Raw genomic sequence first — 23,301 nt, forward strand, 5'->3', positions numbered from 1 at the left:
TTGGTGTAGCCAAGTCCTATGCTTTCCTTAAAGGCTCGAAAGCCCAAAGGAGTGACCTAGACGTGACAAAGTCAATACTTATTTTGACCGGTAGATATGGTGATGGCCATCAAAAAGCGGCAGATGCGATTGCTGAAGTGGTTAAAGACCATTATCCAGATGTAAAGCCCATTGTCTTTGATGTAACGGATCTTTTACCAACCATGTTTGACAAGCTTGGTAAACACATTTTTATTAAAGGCATTAAAAGGTTCCCTAATCTATACGATTATCTATACGAAAAAACAAGAGAAGAAACAAAAGCTTCTGTATTATTTAAAAACATAAATCGAATTGGCCTAACCGATCTCGAACAATACATTGAATCGGTTCAACCAATGGGAGTTGTGAGTACATTCCCGGTCGCTTCCGGCATGCTTTCTTTACTCAAAAGAGAAGGGCGCCTCCAAGCTCCCATTTTCACAGTGATTACAGATCATACGGTTCACAGTTCTTGGGTTTATCCAAATATTGACCATTATTTCGTGGCCTCTGAAGATGTGAAAAAACGCTTGATGGATTTCAACATAAGAGAGACAGCGATAACCGTAACAGGTATTCCCATTCATCCAAAGTTCTCGTCCCCTTATTCGAAGCCTTGGATTAAGCGAAAGCTTGGATTAAGTGATGCGCCATGCCTCCTTTTAGTTGGGGGCGGCTTTGGTATTTTCCGAAACTTGGCATCCATTCTTGAAGAGCTTAATGAGATACCGATTAAAATGACACTGGTCATTATTTGCGGGAGAAACGACAAGCTTTACAGAAGATTAAAACAGCAGACCTTTTATACCCATCACCGCCTCCAAATATTAGGGTTTGTTGAAAATATGAATGAATGGATGGCAGCAGCGGACCTCTTGATAACAAAACCAGGCGGTATGACCGTTTCAGAGGCTCTCGCGCTCGAAGTACCGATGATCATCGTTCAAGCTTTGGGCGGTCAGGAAAATGATAACTTACGCTTTTTATTAGATTCTGGGACCTCTCTCTATGCCAAAGATCCTCAAACCCTTATCAAACAGTTGAATTATTTATTTTTGGCCAACGGGATTGAGGATTTGAGAGAAGCCCTAAAGAAATTTGTCTGGCAAAAGCAATCTGCATTAAATGTCGCTAAAGTTATGATGGATGTCATTAAAACCAAACAAAAACAAGCACTGCGTTTAGTGAGTTTAGGCTAACGAAAATGTAAGTGTCCAAAAAGCAGGGGAGCCGAGAACATTGGCGACCCTGTTTTTTGTTATGGCCTCTCCCGCGTGCCGCCCAGTCAATAGGAAAAACCCGTTCAGACTCCTTGGCCCACTTGAGGAGTCTTTTTTTCATGGATTTCTTTAATATCTAGACAAGCCAGTCCATATATATAGACTATCTAGGATTGTCCTAAGTTGCTCAAGGAACGGTCCTTCATCAAACGTCTGATTTTGGACAAGGGGAGATTAACCATCATGAACGGTTTTGAAGCATTTATCTTAGGCCTTATTCAAGGCATTACCGAATTTTTGCCTATTTCAAGTACAGGTCACTTATACATAGGTCGTCATTTGTTTGGCCTGGACGAAGCGGGACTCTTTCTAGACACCATGCTCCACTTTGGAACCTTAATTGCCATTGTTGTTTTTTATAAGGACGTATTAATCGATCTTCTGCTCCATCCGTTTCGAAAGCTTACCCTTTTGTTAATTATCGGCACTCTGCCAGCGGTTATCTTTGGACTTGCTTTTGAATCCTATTTTGAACAGCTGTCCAAAACGGGAGCCACGATCGGCTGGGAGTTTCTCATTACAGGTGCTCTCCTCTGGTTTGCCGATTCAGTAAAGGGCGGGGCCAAACAGCTTGATCAAATAACGGCATGGGATGCCCTCATTATTGGCTGCTTTCAAGCAACCGCTATATTCCCTGCGATATCTCGATCCGGTTCAACCATTGCGGCAAGCCTATTCCGAAAACTCGATCGCGATACGGCCGCTTATTTTTCCTTTCTTCTATCCACTCCTGCCATTGCCGGGGCAGTTGCTTTACAGTGTAAAGATTTATTTGATTCAAGCGGTCCGGACATTGGCCTTGTCCCATTGTTTATCGCAACCTTGTCCTCTGCTTTATTTGGGTATCTTGCCATGAAGTGGATGATCGGTTATTTAAAGAAACACTCTCTCAAAATCTTTTCGTTTTATGTTTGGATTTTAGGCCTCTTTATCATCTTTGCTCAAGCATTAGGGCTATTTTAACTGACGAAAATAAGTTGATCTTGGCTGCGGTCAAGGCTCTTGTCACATCTAATGAGTCCATGCAAAAAAGAGTTAATGATCCTAAAGCCAAATTGAAAAGAGGGGCGCGAATGAAGTCATATCTGACTAGTTTAAAAATAGCCTTTACCTTGGTTGGAACCATCATCGGTGCTGGTTTTGCAACCGGTAAAGAAATTTTTCAATTCTTCACCCAATACGGAGCATGGGGAACCATTGGTGTTGTGGTTTCAGGTCTTCTATATATGTGGACCTCTACCAAGATTATGGTGATTTCCTACCATATCCAAGCCCGTTCCTTTAATGAATTTAATCACTTCCTATTCGGCAAACATATAGGACGTTTCTTAAGTGCCATTACCCTTTGCATGATGATCGGGGTCACTGCGGTTATGCTTTCAGGTGCAGGGGCCCTTTTCAAAGAACAACTAGGCTGGTCCCCTCTAATCGGAAGTTTTATCGTCATTGGCATTTGTTTTCTATCCTTGCAAAGAGGGATTGATGGGGTGTTAATCATCAACAGCCTTGTCGTTCCCATTATGGTTACGATTGTTATCATCATGGCTTTCATTCAATTTCCCGTCCTTCACGTTTCCGACTGGTTTCCTGTCCAAGCTCCATCCCTGCACAGTTTCTGGCTGATCAATGCCATCTATTATGTTTCCTTTAATCTTGTGACAACACAGGCCGTTCTCGTTCCTTTAGGACATGATATACAGGATCTAAAAGCGATAAAAAGAGGCGGTGTTCTAGGAGGACTTCTGTTTGCCGTGTGTTTGTTTGCCGGTCACTTGGCGATCTTATCCTTATCTGATGCTAAATTATTTGACATTCCGATGGTCGTCTTAGCTGAGCGCATTGGTCCCTTATTTTATGGATTAGTCTTTGTCCTTATCATTGGTGAAATTCTGACTACTTATGTCGGAAATATCTACGGGATGACACGCCAAATGACGAGTTTCATTAACGTACCGGAATCTCTATTGATCATTAGCCTGTTGGTTATCACTTTTCTTGTTAGCTTATTTGATTATGGAACTCTCATTGAATCCTTATATCCGTTCTTCGGTCAACTCGGCCTCTTCTTCACCGCTATGGTTATTGTCAGACGAACACCCTCTAACATTGCATTAAAACGCTGAAATGAGGGTATTGAAGGCATTAAGCAATTCTTACTTAACATCAACAGAAATCAAAAGGAAAGGGACCGACACATTTGTCAGTCCCTTCACTTATGTGGAGATAAGAAAATTGGATTCAGCGTGTAGAGTAACCCTAACCATCATGCGTAAAAGAGGAGATCCTCCCTGCATTAATAGGTTACTTGTTTATTCCCTTTAAGCGGTCCGTTTAAACACAAGATAAAAATGAGTTCAGGCTTTTAGGGCTGAACCAGCTTCATCGTTTGCTCCACTTCCTTGACGCTTGTCATACTGCCAACAATCTTTTTGACGACTTTGCCATTCTTATCGATTACAAAAGTCGTCGGGATTGGCCCAATATTGTACTTATCAGTCACAAGCCCCTTACTGTCAAGTACAACCGGAATGTCTAAATCATTGTTTTCAAGAAATGAACGGACTGTAATGGGACTCTCTTGAATATTGACCCCGAGAACCGTTACGCCTTTGATTCCACTCTTTAAGGCTTTATTAATATAAGGCATCTCCGCTTTGCATGGATCACACCATGATCCCCAAAAATTCAAAAGAACCCCTTGTCCCCGGTAGTCCGCCAGCTGCACATTTTTACCGCTCAAGTCCTGAAGTTCAAAGTTCGGGGCGGTATCTCCCACATTAATTTCCTGTTTTCCCTTAACAACTTGATAGACAGTGAAGCCAATGGCTACGACCACAATCACTAATATGATCGTCCTGATAAAAAGCCGCATTCGACGGTTTAACAAACTGTCACCACCCTCTCACCCCAAAACTCCTCCTGTTTCGTGAGTGCCTCCATCCATCGTCCAACTATAAAGAATATTGTTATTAGTTTACCACATTTTGAACTCACTTTGGGGACATCCTTAGAGTTAGATTTACTTTATACCCATTTGTTCATCCACTTAAGAAGATCCAGCATGACCTCCTCGCGATTGAGTTCATTTAATAATTCATGCCGAGCCCCTTCATACAACTTAATATCGATTTGATTGAGTCCCGCTTTCTCATAGTTTCGTTTCGTTTTATAAATGGCTTTACCAAAGTTCCCTACAGGATCACTATCCCCTGCGACTAAAAGGATAGGCAGGTGATGTGGAATAAGCTCACATTTTTGCCGATCATCCATTTGACTCATGCCTTGAAGCATATCACGATAAAAGCCAGCAGTCAGTTTCCCGCCACTAAGAGGATCCTCTACAAATCGATCCACTTCCGCCTCATCTCGACTTAACCAATCACTCTCAGTTCGTACGGGTCGAAAGCGTTTATTATAATTTTGGGAAACGATCGGTGCCAACGTTTGGCTAAGCCCCTTAGCACCATATTTTCTGACGTCACGTTTAGCCAGCCACAAAGAAATTCTTGCCAACCATTTTGGCATAAAACCAGTACCTGAAAGAATGACCCCTGACAGATCACTCGCATAGCGTTGAATATAACATTTGCTCAAAAAGGATCCCATACTATGACCAAATAAAAGGCAAGGCAATGTCGGATAGTCCTCACGAATAATCTCATGAAGGCAATTGACGTCATCGACCACTTTATCCCAGCCGCCTTCATCATCAAAGTAAATAAGATCATCCTGTCCCGACGTCTGTCCATGTCCTCGATGGTCATGTCCAAACACAACAAAATTAGAAGTTGTCAAGGCTTCTGCAAATCGACGATATCGGCCAATGTGCTCAGCCATTCCATGGACAATCTGAACAACACCTACAGGCTCCGCTCTATTGTCTGGCTCCCATTTAATGGCATAGAGGGAAAAACCATCTCTACCTTTAAAGTGAAATTCAGTTTCCTTCATGCTCGGTCCACCTTTTATCAACTACTTTTAATTGTTATTAAATTCCCAGAATAAAAAGAGGGATCGCGCCTCACTCACTCTGTATTGACAAAATTATAGCGCTTCCATTTAAAAATAATCAATAACAAATCGAAAAAAAACAAAGGATAGTGGAGTAAGTGGGGACAGTTCTCCTTAAAAATGGCAAAACTGCCCCCTCTAACTGCCACCGCAAAAAATTAAAGCTTCTTAAGGGCCGCTTCTAGACGGCTAATGGCTTCTTCCAAAAGACTTCTTGGGCAAGCAAAATTCAAGCGCATGTAGCCGCTCCCTTGTTTTCCAAAGGTGATGCCTGCATTTAAGCCTAAACGGGCCTCGTGAATCATCCACTGTTTTAAAGCCTCATCATCCATTTTCAACTCACGGCAATCAAGCCATGCAAGATAAGTCCCCTCAGGCTTTGTCATTTTAATTTGCGGGATTCGCTCTTGGAAGGATTTAACAAGATAATCCGCGTTTCCATCTAAATAACGACGCACCTCTTCCAGCCATTCATCCCCAAATGTATAAGCCGCCTCCATCGCTTCAATTCCAAAGAGATTTAACCGTCCTGCTCCCGTTCGAGCTAATGCATTCTCAAATTCCAAACGGAGCTTCTTATTCTTTATCAGCGCATATGAAGCAAAAAGTCCGGCTAAATTAAAGGTTTTGCTTGGAGCCATGAAACAGATGCTTTGTTCAGATAGCTGGTCTGGCAGTGAATAGAAAGGGGTTTGAACATGTTCTCCAAGAACGAGATCGCCATGAATCTCGTCAGACACCACGATCAAGCCATGTTTAACTGCAATCTCACCAAGCTTCGTCAATTCCTCCCTTATCCAAACTCTTCCTACTGGATTATGTGGACTACAAAGGAAAATCGCTTTAGTATGACGATCAATAATCGATTCCAGTTGATCAAAATCCATTTCATAGCGCCCGTTATTATCAATCAAGGGATTTTCAACGACGTGTCGTCCTGTTTTTTCTACAGAAGAAAAGAACGGTGGATAAACAGGGGATTGCACAATGATTTTATCCCCAGGCGATGTAAGAGTCATAGCCGCGAGATGGAGTCCATAAACAACCCCTGGGAGAAATACGAGATGGCTCGTATCAATTGATGTATGCAATCGGCGCCCAATCCACTCTTTTATCGCTGTTTTCAGAGACTCAGGGGTACCGGGATAACCGTAGATGGGATGCTTGGCCCGTTTTAAAATAGACTCTGTTACTTCAGCAGGGGTTTGAAAGTCCATATCTGCTACCCATAAAGGCAATAAATCATCGTGTCCAAATACTTGCTTTGTGTGTTCCCACTTTACTGAATTAGTGCCTCGGCGATCAATCCATTCATCTAAATTAACTTCACTCATCCTATCCCCACCTTAATATTAATAGTCACCTGATTCATAGCTTGTTTTTCATTATTTTATCATATTCCTATTAAAAACTAATTAGTTTAGACTTTGCTGGTTTTAGAGCGTTGTCATAAAATCCTCATCTATCGGGGACACTATCCTTAGCCTACAAATCTTGGAGGTTTGATGTTAATGAAACGAAAACATTCAATAACAGAGCTTACAGGTTGGATTAGACAGAAGCTGCAAACCTCCTCGGATTTCACTAGTAAAACCATGGAGAAAGAGGGATCCTCGATTGAAGTCTTGTTTTTATCCGCTGCCTGTGATCCGGTAACGATTGAAAAACAGCTCATCCAGCCCTTTTACTCTTTCGAAAACAATGATGCCTTCATGGATTACCTTCTGTCCCATTCCAATAGCCAGTTAAATCCCTCTAAAGAAGAGGCACTGATGGATTTGTTATCCGGGTCAGTCCTCATAGACATAAATGATCAAGTGATTACCCTTAAGGTGACAAAAAAGAATCTGAATACGGTTGAAGAAGCGAAAACTGAGAGAGTTGTCATAGGGCCAAAATCGGGTTTAAGTGAGGACCTTGAAACCAATTTGAATATGATGAGAACCTGGTACACTTCATCTAACTTACATATAGAAGTCTTTCAAAATAAAGTCGCTGTGGTCTATGATGAATCCCTTGCTGACAAACAACTTGTTGACTCACTCTTAAAAAAAATTCGTCGTCACACATTTTACCGTCATCAAAATTTCCATCATCTCGAAAACGTTCTACTAGATGAGAAAAAGTATCTTGTTCCTAGAATGAATCAAACAGAAAGAAAAGACCGTATTGCTCTTAATCTTACTGAAGGGAAAATCATCTTCTTCATAGATGGCACACCATTCGCCTTTATAGTACCTGCTCCATTCTTCGATATGATGCGATCCATGTCTGACTTTTATTATCCATTTTGGATCAGTTTTTTCATTAAACTCTTAAGATACTCCGGTTGTCTCGTCACGATCCTGCTGCCTTCTTTATATGTTGCTATGACTTCCTATAATCCAGAGCTTTTTCGAATTGAATTGACTCTATCCATTGCAGGAACACGTTTGGGTGTCCCCTACCCTTCTTTTGTTGAAGTGCTTTTGATGCTAGTCATGATGGAATTATTAACCGAGGCTAGTGTTCGACTGCCAGAGGCGATTGGCCCAACGGCTACAACCGTAGGGGGACTTATACTTGGAGAAGCAGCCACACAAGCAGGACTTGTCAGCAACATTATGATCATTGTCGTTGCGGCTGTTGCCATCTCTAACTATGCCATACCTAATCTCCAAATCGCCTTTGCCTTACGGGTGATTAAGTATCTTGTTCTAACCTTGACGATTTTTACCGGCTTGCTTGGACTATTGGTAGGAGTGGTAGGTGTATTTGCCTATTTGTGTCAGATTGAAAGCTTTGGGGTTCCTTATTTTAAATTGTTCTCAAGAGAAAAGGATTTGCTTTTGTCGAAATAAAAGAGGTGCCCTTCATGCAACGACGTTTTAACTATTATTTAATTTTATTAAACATGATTTCAAATATTATGATGTTCACACCTGAAATTCTTATTAGAGAACGCTTTACAGGGGCTGTCCAAGGGTTAATTTGGGCATTCCCCATCGGTACTTTTTTCATTTTCATGTTTACTTATTTAATAAATGACTTTCAAGGTCAATCTATTATTGAACTTATGAAGAACACCTTGCCGGTTTGGCTTCAAAAAGGAATTCTCGTCTATTTTACCGTTCTATTTTTCATCACCGGGGTCCTATCCATCAGTGTATTTACTTTCATCATGTTAACTTTCATGAACCAAGATACGGATGTCTTGCTCCTTACCCTTATGTTAGGCGGATTTGTCAGTGTTTTTTCGGTGATGAAATCCGATAAAGTGCTTTACTTTCTCGAGATCATCCTAGTACTTGCCCTGCCATTCTTAGCCTTTATTCTTTATAAAACACTCGTGAACCCCTATCTCAATTGGACATCCATTATCCAAATGGCCACGTATGTCAATCGCTTACCTGATTATATGACATTAAGTACAGCCACTTACATCTACTCTGGCTATGCAAACATGGTCATATTTAATAAGTGCTTTACTAAGAAAAGCGACTATAAACACATTTGGGTGATGGGAATACTAGGCTTCTTAATTTCCGTTCACACCTTTTTTGTCCCCATTGGATTTAACGGCACGGTTTCTGTTGGCGTCTACGAATTTCCTTGGGTGATAACCGCTGATTCCATTCGATTATCACTTGGAATTATTGAACGCTTAATCTACCCTTTCCTATTGCTCTATACAATGATAAGCCTGATTAATTCGGTCATCCATCTTCATGTCACGACTGAATTACTAAAAGGAGTTATTCCCTCCCCACGTTTATGGAAAGGAAAATTAAAATGGGTTTGTCCCTGTTTCTTTTTGGTCGCTATTTTTCTTTTCAACTCCTATTCGAATGACCAACAACGATTATATTTATCTGTTATTTGGTTAATGGTGCGTTTTCCAAGCGAAGGCATCCTTCTTCTACTTTTATATTGGATAAAAAGGAGACGACGCAATGCCCAAAAAACATAGGATTATTTTAAGTTTTATAGTCCTCCTTTGTTTTTTTACATCAACCGGCTGCGGCTATAAGGATATCGATAAGCGCTATTTCGTTGTGAACCTTGGAATTGACCATCATGAAGGAAAGAAACCTTATACACTTTCAATTAAGATCGCAATCCCTACCCAAGAAGGGGAAGAGCCTGCTTCTAGTGATCAAGCGACGGTTTTAAGCATCAACACGACGTCATTATCTGAAGGACTTGAGCTGCTGAAAACCCGTTTGGACCGTAAATTAGATTTCGGCCATTTAAAAATCTTGTTAGTTGATCCCTATGTAGCAGCGCATGAAATGAAGACTATTACAGCATGGCTTATAGAACGACGAGATATCCAAAAAATTGCTTATGTTGCGATTGCTGACCCTAGCTCCAAAAAAATCCTGTCGTTTACACCTATAACTGAAAAAATGCCTTCTGGGACTCTCATCCTTCAATTTGGGGACACAGGGTATTCGTCGCCTTATACCAATACAGAATATCTCTTTAATTTTTTTCGTGATCTTAATGAAAAAGGAAAAACTGCCGTATTGCCTATAATTGAAATTAAAAATGGGCGATTCCAGATTCAAACGGTAGGTTTGTTTGATCAAACCCATCTGGTCGCTAAGCTCTCGCCACAAGAAACCTTGCTATTGAATTCCTTTCTTAATCATCGTTTTTCCTATGAATTAAAGGTTCCGACTAATAAAAAGCAAGGGGTGGCCTCCTTCCGCGTCGTTCGGACGAAACTGCATCTTCACACTGAAAGAGAGCGCCCTTATTTATCCGTCCAGATCAAAGCGATTGGCGAAATCGGATTGCCAGGGAAAACCTCGACATTAGAAAATACACAATCTGACGCAGCCGCAGTAAACAAGTTTTTAAAAAAGAAATACACTCATTTATTTAAAGCTATGCAGAGGATGAGAACAGACCCTGCTGGCCTAGGTTTGATGTACCGATCTCATCACTTTAATCATCAAAATGAAGATGAGCGATGGGCCGCCATTTATCCAAACCTCACTTTTAAAGTCCATGTCCAGACAGACTTTAAAGAAAATGGAATCAGCGGATAATTCGCTGATTCCATTTTTATTTGGAGTATAAGACCTGATCGCTTTTGCCTATTACAACGAGTTCAGACCTTATTCCCGCATTGTTTCGTTCAACCTTCAATCAGCCGTACCGTTCTAACTACTTTTTTGTTGAAGATCTGCCCACTCAAAAATATAATGTGACAGCTTGTAAGTATCTTCAAGCTTGGCTTCATTTGTTAATGAAATGGTAGAAATGGGGGCTTGCTTACGGATCCTGACCGCCTCTTTTATAATGGTATGAAAAGCTTCAGGCAGATGTTGAAGCCCATAATCCGCTGCTGAGAGCTTCGAGATTACTTTCTGTTCTCTTAATGTATAGAGTTGTCTTAAGAGTCCTAAAACCGTCCACGCCACCTCACCGTCCAACTCATTTTGGGGAAGTGAGGCTTCATGATAAGCAGCCTGCCAAAATTTTTCCACCCGTTTCTTCCAATACACCTGCATATTTTCATACACATAGTCGACTAGATCCTCTTCATTGAGTTTAAAAGGGAGGTCCACTGGTTCTGGTCCTTTTAACGGTATCCCATTCTGTTTGAGGACCCACCAGGTGACGGGATTAACGTTCTCTTTGGCTGACATAGTCATCATAAATCCATCAAAATAAGGAGCCGAAACCTTCTTGTCATTTTCCGTCCTAAGTCGGTCCATCAAAGGAAGACATGAACTGTCCTTTTGATCGCTCCAATTAATATAAGAACCCTGCATGATTCGATGCGGATATTTATCACTAATATCGCTATGCAAATCGGTTAACAGAGCCATTTCTTCACAATTCAAATCATGGTCAAGCATCGATACAAAATCCACTTCACTGCATGAGTCAAAATCATTAAGTGCTAGTGAACCGTGCAGATAGACACCTCTAACCGAATCGGCAAACGTTTCTTCCAGTCCCTTAAGATAATCCGTTAACATTTCTTGAACCGAAGAAGGTATTCTAGAATCCACTCTTATTCCCCCACTCCTGTTTATCTCACGTCCCTATAAGCCTCATCTAATTAGACGAAGAAACACATCGATTCGTTTCAACTTTTTACATTTTTTTAGGAAAAATTAACTAGTTGCCTTCACTTACTTGCAAGCTGCCGTCTTCTAGTTCTCATCAATCTTGCTTGATTACAGAAACCATCCACTTTATAGATAATGGTATCATTACAAGTTTAAGATAAAATTAACGGTTTATTAAACTCCCTTTAAAACCTTCAGAAAGACTGGACAACATTGTTCGCGTCACTCTCCCTAATCAAGGCAATCCATGATATAATCAGTGAAGTTAATTTACAATCTACTAGGAATACACCTATTACTATAAAAGAAAAAGGTGGCTAATCATGAGCCTATTAACTGTTAATAATTTAAGTCACGGCTTTGGTGACCGTGCCATATTTGATCATGTTTCTTTTCGTTTACTAAAGGGTGAGCATATTGGACTCATCGGGGCAAACGGTGAAGGAAAATCAACCTTTATGAACATCATTACAGGGAAACTCCAGCCTGATTCGGGCAAAGTTGAATGGGCAAAACGGATACGTGTCGGCTATTTGGATCAGCACACGGTTCTCCAAAAAGGGCAAACTATACGCGATGTATTAAAAAGCGCCTTTCAGTATCTTTTTGATATAGAAGCAGAAATGAATAACATGTATATGAAGATGGGAGAAGCTTCACCTGAGGAAATGGAACAGCTTCTAGAAGGTGTCGGTCCCCTGCAAGACATGTTAACGAACAATGATTTTTACGTGATTGATGCGAAGGTAGAAGAATTAGCGCGTGGTCTTGGATTAACGGACATTGGACTTGAACGAGATGTTCATGATTTAAGCGGTGGTCAGCGGACTAAGATCCTATTAGGCAAGCTGTTGCTTGAAAAACCCGATATCCTTCTCCTTGACGAGCCAACCAACTATTTAGATGAGCAGCATATTGAATGGCTTAAGCGTTACTTACTTGATTATGAGAATGCGTTTATTCTCATTTCCCATGACATTCCTTTCTTAAATAGTGTCGTCAATCTTATCTATCACATGGAAAATCAGGAGCTTAACCGCTACGTGGGAGATTATGATCACTTTATCGAAGTCTACGAAGTGAAGAAACAACAGCTTGAAGCGGCTTTTAAAAGGCAGCAAAAAGAGATTGCGGAGCTTGAAGACTTCGTGGCCCGCAACAAGGCTCGCGTCTCAACCCGTAACATGGCAATGTCACGTCAGAAGAAGCTTGATAAAATGGACGTTATTGAAATGTCCAAAGAAAAACCGAAGCCTCATTTTAATTTCAAGGAAGCGCGGACATCCGGCAAAATGATCTTTGAAACGAAGGATCTCGTCATTGGATATGACACCCCTCTTTCCAAGCCTCTTACCCTAAGCATGGAGCGCGGACAAAAGATTGCGTTGACTGGTGCAAATGGGATAGGTAAAACCACCCTGCTCCGAAGTATTTTAGGAGAAATAAAACCTATTTCTGGTGAAGTTACGCTTGGGGAATATTTGCACATCGGCTATTTTGAACAAGAAATGAAAACCGAGAATAGTCAAACCTGTATTGATGAAATTTGGAATGAATTCCCGTCCCTCACCCAATATGAGGTCCGTTCAGCCCTTGCCCAATGCGGCCTCACAACCAAGCATATCGAAAGCAAAGTCAGCGTTTTGAGCGGTGGGGAAAAGGCAAAGGTCCGGTTATGTAAACTGATCAATCGAGAAAGCAACCTGCTCGTTTTGGACGAGCCAACCAACCACTTGGACGTGGATGCAAAAGATGAACTCAAACGGGCATTGAAGGCCTACAAAGGCAACATCCTGCTCATCAGCCACGAACCCGACTTCTACCAAGACATCGCAACAGATATCTGGAACTGCGAAAACTGGACCACAAAAGTATTTTGATTTTTTTTGGGGACAGACCTCTCGAGGAGGTCTGTCCCCTCCCTTTTAGTCGTTTCTATTTGCAACGGCCAGTCTCTCCCTTGCAGCGTCCTCTCTAGGCCCCCCACCAAAGCCGGTCCCACCTAAACTAATAAAAAAAACACCGTCTCGAACAAGTCACATTGACTTATCCGAAGCGGTGTTTTTAGTTGTCGGGGACTAACCTCTATTAAAAAGGTCTGCCCCTGCCAAGTTTCATTAAGATTTTAAAGATTTGCCTAAGCCCTTCATAAATGAAAGACCAAAGCTAATGGCACGATTAATATCTGGATCACGCAGTGCTTTAAGCAGACCAAAGGCACTGACCTTTGTATCCGTTTGGGCGCCTGCCTCACTCAGCCCCTCGGCGACACCGGAAAGGAGCTTCGTTGTCTGCTCTGGGTCAATAGCAGCAAGAACACCTGCCGCACCCATCACATTGTTAATCATATTCGTCACTTCTTTGCGGGTCGCTTGGCCTAGAAGAATCTCTGTAATCTTCCCTTTTGCTTTTAAGGCCGCTTCTAATCCATCTAAAATACCGCTCTCGTGAAGTTCAGCTAAGATGCGCAACGTCTGATCAAGCGCTTGGCCATTATCCGATACCGAATCCGTTATCTGCTCAAGGCGCTCTGCTTTCTCTTCCTCAGCGGTGTACTCACGCTTTTTGATAAAGCTAATGGCTTTTGCCATAAGAATCCCTCCAATCCGTTAGTCTACGAGAGAGACATAGCCCTCACGCTTCCATTTTCGATTAACCTCAACCCCATTTTGCGGATGACGCTTCTTGTTACGCGGATTATTTAATGGGAGTGGATTTGTTCCTTTTATGTTCAAAATCTGCATGCGCACTTTTGTTTGTTTATAAGCAGGTGTATTAGTTCGCACGTCCACTGCATTCCCTGTCAAGAGATTGACGGCACTCTCATGACTTACCGAGTGCATAGGGACATAGACATCTTTTCCACGAACCCGGTCTGTCACCAAGGCACGAAGCTTCACGGCGCCATTCGGTGACTCTAGACGTACAAGAGAACCGCTTTCGATGCCACGCTCTTTCGCGAGTTCTGGAGACACCTCGACAAACACTTCTGGGAACTTAAAGTTGATCCCATCCGCCTTATTTGTCATATTTCCTTCATGGAAATGCTCAAGTAAACGTCCGTTGTTAAGGGTAAGATCATATTCAGCTGGATATTCCACAGGAGGCACATAATCAACAAGTGAAAAACGTGCTTTTTTATCAGGGAAATTAAACCCATCTGTATAAAGAAGCGGTGTATGTTCTCCGCTATGTGAACCCCAACAGAAGCTGCCCCAGCCTTCTAGGACATCGTAATCACATTGTGCAAAGAATGGTGTAAGACTTGCCATTTCAGCAAAAATTTCACTTGGGTGAGAATAGTTCCAGTCAAAGCCAAACTTATTGGCAAGCTGTGTCATAATCCACCAGTCCGCCTTGGATTCGCCCATTGGCTCAAGCACTTTATACAAGCGTTGAACACGACGCTCCGTATTCGTGAATGTCCCATCTTTTTCGAGAGATGGTGCTGCCGGTAAAATCACATCCGCAAATTGAGCGGTTTGAGACAAGAACACATCTTGCACGACTAAAAAGTCAAGTTGTGAAAGAAGCGCTTGGACATGGTTCGCGTTCGAGTCCACCCATGCCATGTCTTCACCAACGATATACATGCCTTTAAGATCGCCTTTTTCAATGCTATGAAGCATTTGAATGTTATCCATACCAGGCTTCGGAGAAATTTTCACGCCATAAGCTTCTTCAAATTTTGCCCGTGCTTCATCATTCGTAACATGTTGATAACCTGGGAGCCATGGTGGAAGAGTCCCCATGTCACAAGCTCCTTGCACGTTGTTATGACCGCGCAGTGGATAAGCGCCAGCACCTGGGCGCATATAGTTTCCAGTTGCCAATAACAGATTGGAGATCGCAGCTGATGTGTGAGACCCGCCTGTATTTTGAGTCACACCCATTCCCCAGCAAACTACTGTTCCATCTGCATCACGGATCATCCGGGCAACGTTAATTAATTCCTCTTTTAAAATCCCAGTCTCTTGTTCAGCAAAATCAAGAGTAAAACGGTCTAGACGCTCTACAAATTCTGGGAATTGGTTCACATGCTCTTTAATAAAGGCTTCATCGTGCCAGCCTTGGTCGATCATATATTTAGCAACGGCAGAAATCCAAACAAAGTCAGTTCCTTGCTTTGGACGCATGAATATATCAGCGCGCTCAGCCATCTCATGCTTACGAAGGTCAGATACAATAAGCTTCTGGCCGTGTAATTTATGAGCTCTCTTAATACGAGTAGCAAAGACTGGGTGTCCTTCAGCCGGTGCACAGCCAACTAAGATAACAAGTCCTGCAGAAGCAATATCCTTGAGCGTTCCCGCATCTCCGCCGATACCAACCGTTGACATAAGACCATCAGACGCCGGTGATTGGCAATAACGTGAGCAGTTATCGACGTTATTCGTTTCAAAGATTTGTCTTGCTAGCTTCTGCATAAGATAGCTTTCTTCATTCGTAATTTTTGATGAGGAAATAAACCCTAGTGCATCACTGCCAAATTGGTTTTTAATTCCGCCAAGCTTTTCAGCAACGAGTGTTAAGGCTTCATCCCATGTTGCCTCTTCAAAAGCCTCGCCTCTACGAATGAGCGGTTTAGTTAAACGCTGGTCACTATTCACATAATCCCAGCCAAATTTACCTTTAACACAAGTTGAAACAGCATTCACAGGGGCATCAGAAGAAGGCTGGACTTTAAGAATTTTACGGTCCTTCGTCCATACTTCAAACGTACAGCCAACACCACAGTATGTACAAACAGTTTTTGTTTTCTTAGTGCGAGTCTCGCGCATAGCTGCTTCTACTTCTGACACGGCAAAAATACCACTGTAGCCTGGTTCAACTTCTTTTACCAAGTCAATCATAGGATCGAGAAGTTCTTCTCCCATCCCTGACATAAAGCCTGCTTCCCCAAGCATTGATTTTTCCATCAACGCATTACATGGACAGACGGTTACACACTGACCGCAGCCTACACAAGAAGATTCGTTAATCGGTACCCCGCCGTCCCAAAGCACACGAGGACGATCTGCTTCCCAATCAATCATAAGCGTTTCATTGACTTGAAGATTTTGACAGACCTCCACGCATTGTCCGCATGCAATACATTGGTTAGGATCATAGCGATAGAATGGGTGGGAATAATCCACCTCACTTACATCCGCTTTAGGAGAATAAGGGTATTTCTGATGCTCAATCCCCATTAATTCAGCCGTATTATGCACTTTACAGTTACCGTTGTTATTGTCACACACTGTGCAATACAACAAATGGTTTTCAAGAATGCGATCCATGGCCTCTGTTTGGGCTTCTTTTGCACGGCCCGATTGCAGTTCAACGCGCATGCCCTCTTCCGCTACTGTTGAACAGGAACGAACAAGCTTTCCATTCACTTCAACAATACACGTATCACAGGTTTGTATAGGGTCCACTTCAGGTAAATAACAAATTTGCGGATGCTCGAGGCCAGCCAAATTAATCGCTTCCACAAGTTTAGTCCCTGGCTTTACCTGATAAGGAATCCCATTTAACGTTAGATTCACCATATCCAGTCCCATCTGACATGTCCATCTCCTTTATCCCTAGAATTAATTTACGGTTTGGTGGATTATGGAGAACACGACGCCTTCAGAAACTGCGGACTCGTTCCAGATTCCGCAGACTGGCATGTCAAGTAAACCCTTGTTGTGCCCGAGAAAGGCGATGTTTTCCATTTCCCCAAAGTAATAAAAAAATCAAAAACTCCACCCCAACAATTCTCAAAAATAGATTAAGAGAATCGATGTGGTGGAGTTAATCAATAAGCTATAAAACTTATCCATCAATCCGCCAAAGCATTTATGTGCATAGAATTTTGACAATCCCTATCAAAATCCCATCAAAATTTATGTGTTAAACCCAAAGACCATTATATAATCATTCAGCCAGAAATTACAATCCTTTCAACCCATTTTATTAATTGACTGACTTCGTGCATTCCTTTTGTGTAATAGCCCAAAACTATTGTATAGTTTACCATATCATAAAAATGAGGAGACAAAAGGCAATGAAAAAAGAAATGGCCTTCAATGAAATCATCCGAAAGGTAAGAAAAGACCTATTCGGTAAGGGCCCTGAACGTATTCGAACCGTCTTTATTGAAAACATGGCCATCACCACCATGCATGGAAATCTTACTTCTACCGAGAAATTCATTTCGCAAAATGAGGAAGGGCGCAAAATGGTGCATAACGCTCGCACTCAACTGATTCAAGACTGGTACGATCAAGAAGTCCCACCTGGTTTGGAAGACCTAGTTGGAGCGAAATTAACGCATTTATTTTCGGATATCAAAGTCGATCAAGACATGGCTGTATCTGTTTTTATTTTTGAACACCCTATTGTCTAGGAGGGCAAACCATGGAACCAATTGTAAAAAAAATAGGCAACATCATTCATTATGAAAATGGACAAACCGAAGAAAGAGAAGATCTGATTGTAACGGAACATCCCGTTACAATTAAGCTTAACGGGGAAGAATTCGCTACTCTGGTGTGCACACCAGAGTACACGGAAGATATGGTCATCGGTTTTTTAGCTTCTGAAGGTGTCATTCATTCTTTTGATGACATTGATGATATTTGGTCACAAGATGAAGAAGGTTTTGTTCATGTAAAGACTGACAAATTCAATCCCCTCTTTCAGCAATTTCATAGTAAGCGCTATATTACGTCTTGCTGCGGGAAGAGTCGCCAGGGCTTTGTCTTTTTTAACGATGCACGTATTGCCAAACGCTTGCATGATGTTGATCTGACTCTAACATTTGATGACTGCTTTCGATTTATGAAAGATATGCAGGAGAAGGCGACCATGTTCAATCAGACAGGCGGCGTTCATAATGCGGCTCTCTATGATTCGAATGGCCTGGTCCTCTCACGAATGGATATTGGCCGTCACAATGCACTTGATAAAATCTATGGCTACTGTCTAAAGAATCATATTTCCATGTCAGATAAAGTAGTGGCATTCAGTGGCAGAATTTCCTCTGAAATTTTATTAAAAGTCTCAAAACTGGGCTGCTCGGTTATTTTATCAAAATCAGCACCCACCGCTCTCAGCCTTGAGCTTGCTAACAACTTAGGGATAACAACGGTTGGTTTTATCCGTGGAAACTCGTGCAATGTCTACACTCATTCGCATAGAATTACTCTAAATTAAATGTTTTAAAATTTTTATTCTTGACAAACCTGTGAACTCAAAATAGAATTTTATTTGAACTTAATAACTAATTTTAAGTAAGTGAAGGATCCGTATACATAAATGCTCGTCCTTTACATGAGGAATACTTATGCCATTGATACTAATCTCTTGTTAAAGAATAGGTATTAACCAGCACGACTAGCTATTGTTCCGTATATCTAGTAAGGCTGGTTTTTATATGAATTCAGATGACCCTGTTAATGAGGTGCTCAATTAAGAAAACGCTTTCTTTTATCGATTATCTTTGAAGGCCTTGTCAGGTTCCATCTGAAATAAAAAGACATAAGGAGGAAATATCATGTTTAATTCACCTTCACAAATTGCCGAATTAGCGATCGAAGCTGGTGTGAAAAAAGCAAAAATGTCTGTACCTAATATCCTAATCTTGAGCTTCTTTGCAGGTGCATTTATTGCATTTGGATTTATGCTGGATATTAAAGTTACGACTGGAACACCAGCCGAATGGGGCGGCTTCACTTCTTTCTTAGGCGCTGCTGTCTTCCCAATCGGACTCGTATTGACCCTTCTTGCAGGGGGAGAGTTATTAACTGGGAACTTTATGACAGTCCCAATGGCTTGGTTTGCTAGAAAAATCAGCTTTGGTGCCCTTCTCAGAAACTGGATTCTTGTCCTCATTGGTAACTTTATTGGATCCATTTTTGTCGCTTATGTATTTGGTGATCTTGCGCAAATTGCAAATGCAGGTCCTGTTGCAGACAAAGTAGCTGCTGTTGCAACAGCAAAAGATTCTCTTCATTTCGGCGTTGCCTTCGCCTCTGCCATCGGCTGTAACTGGCTTGTCTGTTTGGGCGTTTGGTTAAACTTTGGAGCGAAAGATTTTGCTGGGAAAATCCTTGGTATTTGGTTCCCAATCATGACTTTCGTTGCAATTGGCTTCCAACACGTTGTCGCAAACATGTATATCGTTCCACAAGCGATTTTCAATGGTGCTGAAACTTGGGGTCATTATTTCCCTAACCTCATTTCAGTCCTTCTAGGTAACATCGTCGGCGGCGCTATCTTCGTAGGTCTTGCTTACTTCATCGTCTATAAGAAAGACATTGAGGCGAGCCAAGACGCTCAAGTTAAAAAATCAGCTTAATTATTAAAACCCTCCTGAGTCATCAGGAGGGTTTGTTATTTCTTCTATTGTGTCCACCTTTATCTGCTACGACCTAAACCAGCCTTTATATTTAAACCAGCCAATCATCCCCAGAGTCACAGCAACCATGACAATCCAACAAGCCAAATACCCATACCTAAAGTGGAGCTCCGGCATATGGTCAAAGTTCATCCCATACACACCAACAATAAATGTCAGTGGAATAAAAATTGACGAGATTACCGTTAGGGTCATCATCACCGAATTCATCCGATTAGAGTTCAGTGAAAAATAACTGTCTCGCATATCTGCTGTCATATCACGACTTGATTCAATAATTTCAGTCAATCGCAATAAATGATCATAAATGTCATTAAAATAAGCTTTATGCTCAGCAATCTCCTCTAAACGTTCTGAATATAGCATTCGGTAAAGCAATTCCCGCATGGACTGAAAAGAACGTCTTAATTTAAGCAAGTCCTTTCGCATGTCAAATAGCTGATCAATCAAATCCTGGTTAATGCGAACTTCCATTTCATCGTCTAGATCATTAAGCTGATCTTCAATTTGATAAGCCGCTGGAAAATAAAGGTCCACAATATGATCAAGAACATGATAAAGGATAAGAGCAGGATTCTTCCTTTTCATTTGTGGAACACGCTCCCACACTTCATCAATTTCCCTAATTGGAGTTAGGTGGAAGCTGACGATATAATTAGTTGAAACAAATAAATCGACCTCAGATATATCTAACGTTTTGTAATCTAATGAGTGGAAGACATAAAAATTATAACCTTCATAATAATCCAGTTTAGGGCGCTGCAAAAAGTGCATACAGTCCTCTATAGCAAGAGGATGAAAGTGGAAAAACCGATCCAACTCTTGAGCTTCTTCATCCGTTGGCTTTGAAAAATCAACCCAAAACCATTTAATCCCTGGCTGTTTTAGATCGGATAGCTCAATATCTTTTAAAAGCTCGCCAGTATCTGTAATTGCAAGGGTACTAATCGTCATCAGAAAGTATTCCTTTCTTCTTCAATCCGTAATATGTATGCGTTTCAAAAAGATTAACAAAGTCCTTCTTCAAAAATTCGTGTTTAGGAATCACCCGCAAATTCCTTTTGGAAAGGGAACATCTTAATCCGAGAAAGCCCCTATTTAGCTCTACCTCCCAGCTATTTTTATTAATCCCGCTAATTGGCATGTCTATTTTCGGGGACATGCTCATAGATTTTTGTTGGAGGCGACGCTATGAAAACAAAACAAACAGGGCTTGGTGCTCTCTACCTAATCCTTTTCTTATCTTCTCTAAGTTTACATGTTCAAATGCCAATTTTCACCCCTTATGCCATCGCACTTGGGGCCACAAGTTTTTTTATTAGTATTATGATGAGCTGTTCCTCATTTACAAGCTTCTGGGGTCACCTGATCGCAGGACCGCTTATTGATAAAATTGGAAAGAAAAGCTTTATTGTCGTTCCGTTATTCATCACTGCCATTCTAATAACCGCTTATGCCTATGTAAGCAGTCCTGTTATGCTCCTTGTGATAAAAGTGAGTGATGCCCTTGTGCTTTCTTTTATGGGCCCAGCAGCGCTTTCTTTATTATCAGCTTATGCAAGAAACAGCCGGGAGCAAGGGAAAAACATGGCCATCCATGGATTAATGGGCACCATAGCAAATATTATAGCCCCCATTTTAGGCGGTAAGCTGGACAGCCTTTTTGGCTATAAAGAAACCTTCCATCTAATTGGAATCAGTTTGTTTGTTGCTGGCGCTATTGCCATCTTCTTTGTTAAAGAAGCCGATGCGATTGTGGTCCATAAGAAGGGCGCCACACGAATCAAGACAGTTTTATCAGAGAAGGGGTTTTTTTCCATTTTGTTAATCGGTTTTGCCATGATGTACGGATCAGGCACTCTTCATTTCGAACTGCCTTTTTTGACCGTCGAACGGGGCTTATCCACCTACCAAACGGGGCTGTTATTTAGCTATATGGGGCTTGGAACCCTCTCCGTCTTAATTTTGTTTGGTCTTCAGCGAATTTCTGCCTTTATCCGAACTATAACGGGGCTCATTTTATTGTGTTTAATCTATTTCCAGCTGGCTGCCCATTTGGGACATCTTCACCTCGGCGCCTCGCTTTTTTGTTTAGGTGCCGTTATGGGACTATTATTCCCGGCACTCACAACCTTGCTCTCAGAAAAAGTGAGTGCTTCCCAATTTGGGACAGCATTTGGCCTTCTATCCGCTGCCTTTTCGCTCGGATTTATTGTAAGCTCCTTGGCTGCCGGGGTCCTCAGAACTCACCTTTCCCCCTATTTCTTAGTCTTTGCAACCTTAGTTGTCGCCATTACTTACAGCATTTATGATCATTTGAAAGAATCGCCGACCTCAACGGTTGAAACATAATTGGAATTGGGTTGCCGATTCCAGGGGCGTGGGTGAACCCTAGGGCGTGGGCGAACCGCCATTTAGCGTATTCTCGTTACGCCTATTTCATTTAGGCGTAACGGCATTTCCCTATTCCCTAATTTTTCGCCGTTTTCCCGGGCATTAGCGTATTCTCGTTACGCCTATTTCATTTAGGCGTAACGTCATTTCCCTATTCCCTAATTTTTCGCCGTTTTCCGAGGTTTAGCGTATTCTCGTTACGCCTATTTCATTTAGGCGTAACGTCATTTCTCTATTTCCTAATTTTCCGCCGTTTTCCGAGGTTTAGCGTATTCTCGTTACGCCTATTTCATTTAGGCGTAACGGCATTTCCCTATTCCCTAATTTTTCGCTGTTTTCCGGGGTTTAGCGTATTCTCGTTACGCCTATTTCATTTAGGCGTAACGCCATTTCCCTATTTCCTAATTTTTCGCTGTTTCCCGAGGTTTAGCGTATTCTCGTTACGCCTATTTCATTTAGGCGTAACGCCATTTCCCTATTTCCTAATTTTTCGCTGTTTCCCGAGGTTTAGCGTATTCTCGTTACGCCTATTTCATTTAGGCGTAACGGCATTTCCCTATTTCCCAATTTTTCGCCGTTTTCCGGGGTTTAGCGTATTCTCGTTACGCCTATTTCATTTAGGCATAACGGCATTTCCCTATCCCCTAATTTTTCGCTGTTTTCCGAGGTTTAGCGTATTCTCGTTACGCCTATTTCATTTAGGCGTAACGTCATTTCCCTATTTCCCAATTTTTCGCCGTTTTCCGGGGTTTAGCGTATTCTCGTTACGCCTATTTCATTTAGGCGTAACGGCATTTCCCTATGCCCTGTTTTTTCGCTGTTTTCCGAGGTTTAGCGTATTCTCGTTACGCCTATTTCATTTAGGCGTAACGGCATTTCCCTATTCCCTAATTTTTCACTGTTTCCCGAGGTTTAGCGTATTCTCGTTACGCCTATTTCATTTAGGCGTAACGCCATTTCCCTATTCCCTAATTTTTCACTGTTTCCCGAGGTTTAGCGTATTCTCGTTACGCCTTGCTCGGGCAGTGGCCGCTTTTCCAGGCAAATGAACAGCTTGCCGCGACTTCGTGACCTCGCTACCTGCCCCCCTGCCACCAGCTCCAACCACTAGCCCCAGCCTCACCAGCCCCAGCCCCTT

18 protein-coding genes are annotated in these 23,301 nt (G+C 41.9%); 11 read left to right on the forward strand and 7 right to left on the reverse strand.

From position 1 onward, the window contains the following. Nucleotides 1-62 precede the first annotated feature (62 nt). The 3 genes from PU629_RS21070 (at nucleotide 63) to PU629_RS21080 (ending at nucleotide 3,424) form a co-directional block, all read left to right on the forward strand. Nucleotides 63-1,220 (forward strand): MGDG synthase family glycosyltransferase, encoded by a 1,158-nt coding sequence (locus PU629_RS21070; protein WP_275281978.1) that lies wholly within the window; start codon nucleotides 63-65, stop codon nucleotides 1,218-1,220. Nucleotides 1,221-1,484: 264 nt separating this feature from the next. Beyond that, nucleotides 1,485-2,264, forward strand: a complete 780-nt coding sequence (locus PU629_RS21075; RefSeq protein ID WP_275281979.1) for an undecaprenyl-diphosphate phosphatase — start codon at nucleotides 1,485-1,487, stop codon at nucleotides 2,262-2,264. Between the two features lie 110 nt (nucleotides 2,265-2,374). Continuing rightward, on the forward strand, nucleotides 2,375-3,424 hold the full coding sequence (locus tag PU629_RS21080) for a YkvI family membrane protein (protein WP_275281980.1): 1,050 nt from the start codon (nucleotides 2,375-2,377) through the stop codon (nucleotides 3,422-3,424). A gap of 239 nt (nucleotides 3,425-3,663) precedes the next feature. Here the strand turns inward: PU629_RS21080 and resA are convergent, their stop codons facing one another. The 3 genes from resA to PU629_RS21095 all read right to left on the reverse strand — a co-directional run bounded on the left by resA (nucleotide 3,664) and on the right by PU629_RS21095 (nucleotide 6,646). Beyond that, nucleotides 3,664-4,188 carry a thiol-disulfide oxidoreductase ResA gene (gene resA / locus PU629_RS21085; protein WP_275281981.1) on the reverse strand — a complete coding sequence of 175 codons (525 nt, stop codon included), beginning with the start codon at nucleotides 4,186-4,188 and terminating at the stop codon, nucleotides 3,664-3,666. A gap of 137 nt (nucleotides 4,189-4,325) precedes the next feature. After that, nucleotides 4,326-5,252, reverse strand: a complete 927-nt coding sequence (locus PU629_RS21090; RefSeq protein WP_275281982.1) for an alpha/beta hydrolase — start codon at nucleotides 5,250-5,252, stop codon at nucleotides 4,326-4,328. Nucleotides 5,253-5,470: 218 nt separating this feature from the next. After that, nucleotides 5,471-6,646, reverse strand: a complete 1,176-nt coding sequence (locus tag PU629_RS21095) for a MalY/PatB family protein (protein ID WP_275281983.1) — start codon at nucleotides 6,644-6,646, stop codon at nucleotides 5,471-5,473. 177 nt (nucleotides 6,647-6,823) lie between these two features. Here PU629_RS21095 and PU629_RS21100 point away from each other — a divergent pair, with 177 nt between their 5' ends. From PU629_RS21100 to PU629_RS21110, 3 genes are read left to right on the forward strand one after another with little or no spacing between them, the layout of a single operon-like run. After that, on the forward strand, nucleotides 6,824-8,152 hold the full coding sequence (locus PU629_RS21100; protein ID WP_275281984.1) for a spore germination protein: 1,329 nt from the start codon (nucleotides 6,824-6,826) through the stop codon (nucleotides 8,150-8,152). Nucleotides 8,153-8,166: 14 nt separating this feature from the next. Then, complete coding sequence (locus PU629_RS21105) at nucleotides 8,167-9,261, forward strand: GerAB/ArcD/ProY family transporter (protein WP_275281985.1); 1,095 nt, start codon at nucleotides 8,167-8,169, stop codon at nucleotides 9,259-9,261. Beyond that, nucleotides 9,245-10,348, forward strand: a complete 1,104-nt coding sequence (locus PU629_RS21110) for a Ger(x)C family spore germination protein (RefSeq protein WP_275281986.1) — start codon at nucleotides 9,245-9,247, stop codon at nucleotides 10,346-10,348. The genes PU629_RS21105 and PU629_RS21110 overlap by 17 nt, the downstream gene beginning before the upstream one ends. A gap of 114 nt (nucleotides 10,349-10,462) precedes the next feature. On the opposite strand, the gene PU629_RS21115 is transcribed toward PU629_RS21110, so the two are convergent. Beyond that, complete coding sequence (locus tag PU629_RS21115) at nucleotides 10,463-11,320, reverse strand: aminoglycoside adenylyltransferase domain-containing protein (protein ID WP_275281987.1); 858 nt, start codon at nucleotides 11,318-11,320, stop codon at nucleotides 10,463-10,465. Between the two features lie 383 nt (nucleotides 11,321-11,703). On the opposite strand from PU629_RS21115, the gene PU629_RS21120 reads away from it, so the two are divergent. Further along, entirely contained in the window at nucleotides 11,704-13,260 is a 1,557-nt protein-coding gene (locus PU629_RS21120; RefSeq protein WP_275281989.1) for an ABC-F family ATP-binding cassette domain-containing protein, read from the forward strand. A 237-nt stretch (nucleotides 13,261-13,497) separates the two neighbouring features. Here the strand turns inward: PU629_RS21120 and PU629_RS21125 are convergent, their stop codons facing one another. Both PU629_RS21125 and fdhF read right to left on the reverse strand, forming a co-directional pair. After that, complete coding sequence (locus PU629_RS21125) at nucleotides 13,498-13,971, reverse strand: helical membrane plugin domain-containing protein (RefSeq protein ID WP_275281990.1); 474 nt, start codon at nucleotides 13,969-13,971, stop codon at nucleotides 13,498-13,500. Nucleotides 13,972-13,989: 18 nt separating this feature from the next. Further along, complete coding sequence (gene fdhF, locus PU629_RS21130; protein WP_275281991.1) at nucleotides 13,990-16,926, reverse strand: formate dehydrogenase subunit alpha; 2,937 nt, start codon at nucleotides 16,924-16,926, stop codon at nucleotides 13,990-13,992. A gap of 488 nt (nucleotides 16,927-17,414) precedes the next feature. Between fdhF and PU629_RS21135 the strand changes: the two genes are divergently transcribed. The 3 genes from PU629_RS21135 to PU629_RS21145 all read left to right on the forward strand — a co-directional run bounded on the left by PU629_RS21135 (nucleotide 17,415) and on the right by PU629_RS21145 (nucleotide 19,709). Further along, on the forward strand, nucleotides 17,415-17,756 hold the full coding sequence (locus PU629_RS21135; RefSeq protein ID WP_275281992.1) for a Na-translocating system protein MpsC family protein: 342 nt from the start codon (nucleotides 17,415-17,417) through the stop codon (nucleotides 17,754-17,756). An 11-nt stretch (nucleotides 17,757-17,767) separates the two neighbouring features. Next, a complete protein-coding gene (fdhD, locus tag PU629_RS21140) occupies nucleotides 17,768-18,565 on the forward strand; it encodes a formate dehydrogenase accessory sulfurtransferase FdhD (RefSeq protein ID WP_275281993.1) in 798 nt (265 codons plus the stop codon). Between the two features lie 337 nt (nucleotides 18,566-18,902). After that, on the forward strand, nucleotides 18,903-19,709 hold the full coding sequence (locus tag PU629_RS21145; RefSeq protein ID WP_275284509.1) for a formate/nitrite transporter family protein: 807 nt from the start codon (nucleotides 18,903-18,905) through the stop codon (nucleotides 19,707-19,709). Between the two features lie 66 nt (nucleotides 19,710-19,775). Here the strand turns inward: PU629_RS21145 and corA are convergent, their stop codons facing one another. Beyond that, the gene (corA, locus tag PU629_RS21150; RefSeq protein WP_275281994.1) at nucleotides 19,776-20,723 is read right to left on the reverse strand and encodes a magnesium/cobalt transporter CorA; all 948 of its coding nucleotides are present in this window, start codon (nucleotides 20,721-20,723) and stop codon (nucleotides 19,776-19,778) included. Nucleotides 20,724-20,960: 237 nt separating this feature from the next. On the opposite strand from corA, the gene PU629_RS21155 reads away from it, so the two are divergent. Next, entirely contained in the window at nucleotides 20,961-22,121 is a 1,161-nt protein-coding gene (locus PU629_RS21155) for an MFS transporter (protein WP_275281995.1), read from the forward strand. Nucleotides 22,122-23,301: the final 1,180 nt, after the last annotated feature.

The sequence above is a fragment of the Pullulanibacillus sp. KACC 23026 genome (assembly GCF_029094525.1).
Classification (GTDB): Bacteria; Bacillota; Bacilli; order Bacillales; family Sporolactobacillaceae; genus KACC-23026.

Bases quoted from the DNA above. Each gene is read 5' to 3' on its own strand.
- PU629_RS21100 (WP_275281984.1), top strand. From the start codon at position 6,824: ATGAAACGAAAACATTCAATAACAGAGCTTACAGGTTGGATTAGACAG.
- PU629_RS21155 (WP_275281995.1), top strand. From the start codon at position 20,961: ATGAAAACAAAACAAACAGGGCTTGGTGCTCTCTACCTAATCCTTTTC.
- fdhF (WP_275281991.1), bottom strand. From the start codon at position 16,926: ATGGGACTGGATATGGTGAATCTAACGTTAAATGGGATTCCTTATCAG.
- PU629_RS21120 (WP_275281989.1), top strand. From the start codon at position 11,704: ATGAGCCTATTAACTGTTAATAATTTAAGTCACGGCTTTGGTGACCGT.
- PU629_RS21095 (WP_275281983.1), bottom strand. From the start codon at position 6,646: ATGAGTGAAGTTAATTTAGATGAATGGATTGATCGCCGAGGCACTAAT.
- PU629_RS21075 (WP_275281979.1), top strand. From the start codon at position 1,485: ATGAACGGTTTTGAAGCATTTATCTTAGGCCTTATTCAAGGCATTACC.
- PU629_RS21110 (WP_275281986.1), top strand. From the start codon at position 9,245: ATGCCCAAAAAACATAGGATTATTTTAAGTTTTATAGTCCTCCTTTGT.
- corA (WP_275281994.1), bottom strand. From the start codon at position 20,723: ATGACGATTAGTACCCTTGCAATTACAGATACTGGCGAGCTTTTAAAA.
- PU629_RS21125 (WP_275281990.1), bottom strand. From the start codon at position 13,971: ATGGCAAAAGCCATTAGCTTTATCAAAAAGCGTGAGTACACCGCTGAG.
- PU629_RS21080 (WP_275281980.1), top strand. From the start codon at position 2,375: ATGAAGTCATATCTGACTAGTTTAAAAATAGCCTTTACCTTGGTTGGA.
- fdhD (WP_275281993.1), top strand. From the start codon at position 17,768: ATGGAACCAATTGTAAAAAAAATAGGCAACATCATTCATTATGAAAAT.
- PU629_RS21135 (WP_275281992.1), top strand. From the start codon at position 17,415: ATGAAAAAAGAAATGGCCTTCAATGAAATCATCCGAAAGGTAAGAAAA.
- PU629_RS21090 (WP_275281982.1), bottom strand. From the start codon at position 5,252: ATGAAGGAAACTGAATTTCACTTTAAAGGTAGAGATGGTTTTTCCCTC.
- PU629_RS21105 (WP_275281985.1), top strand. From the start codon at position 8,167: ATGCAACGACGTTTTAACTATTATTTAATTTTATTAAACATGATTTCA.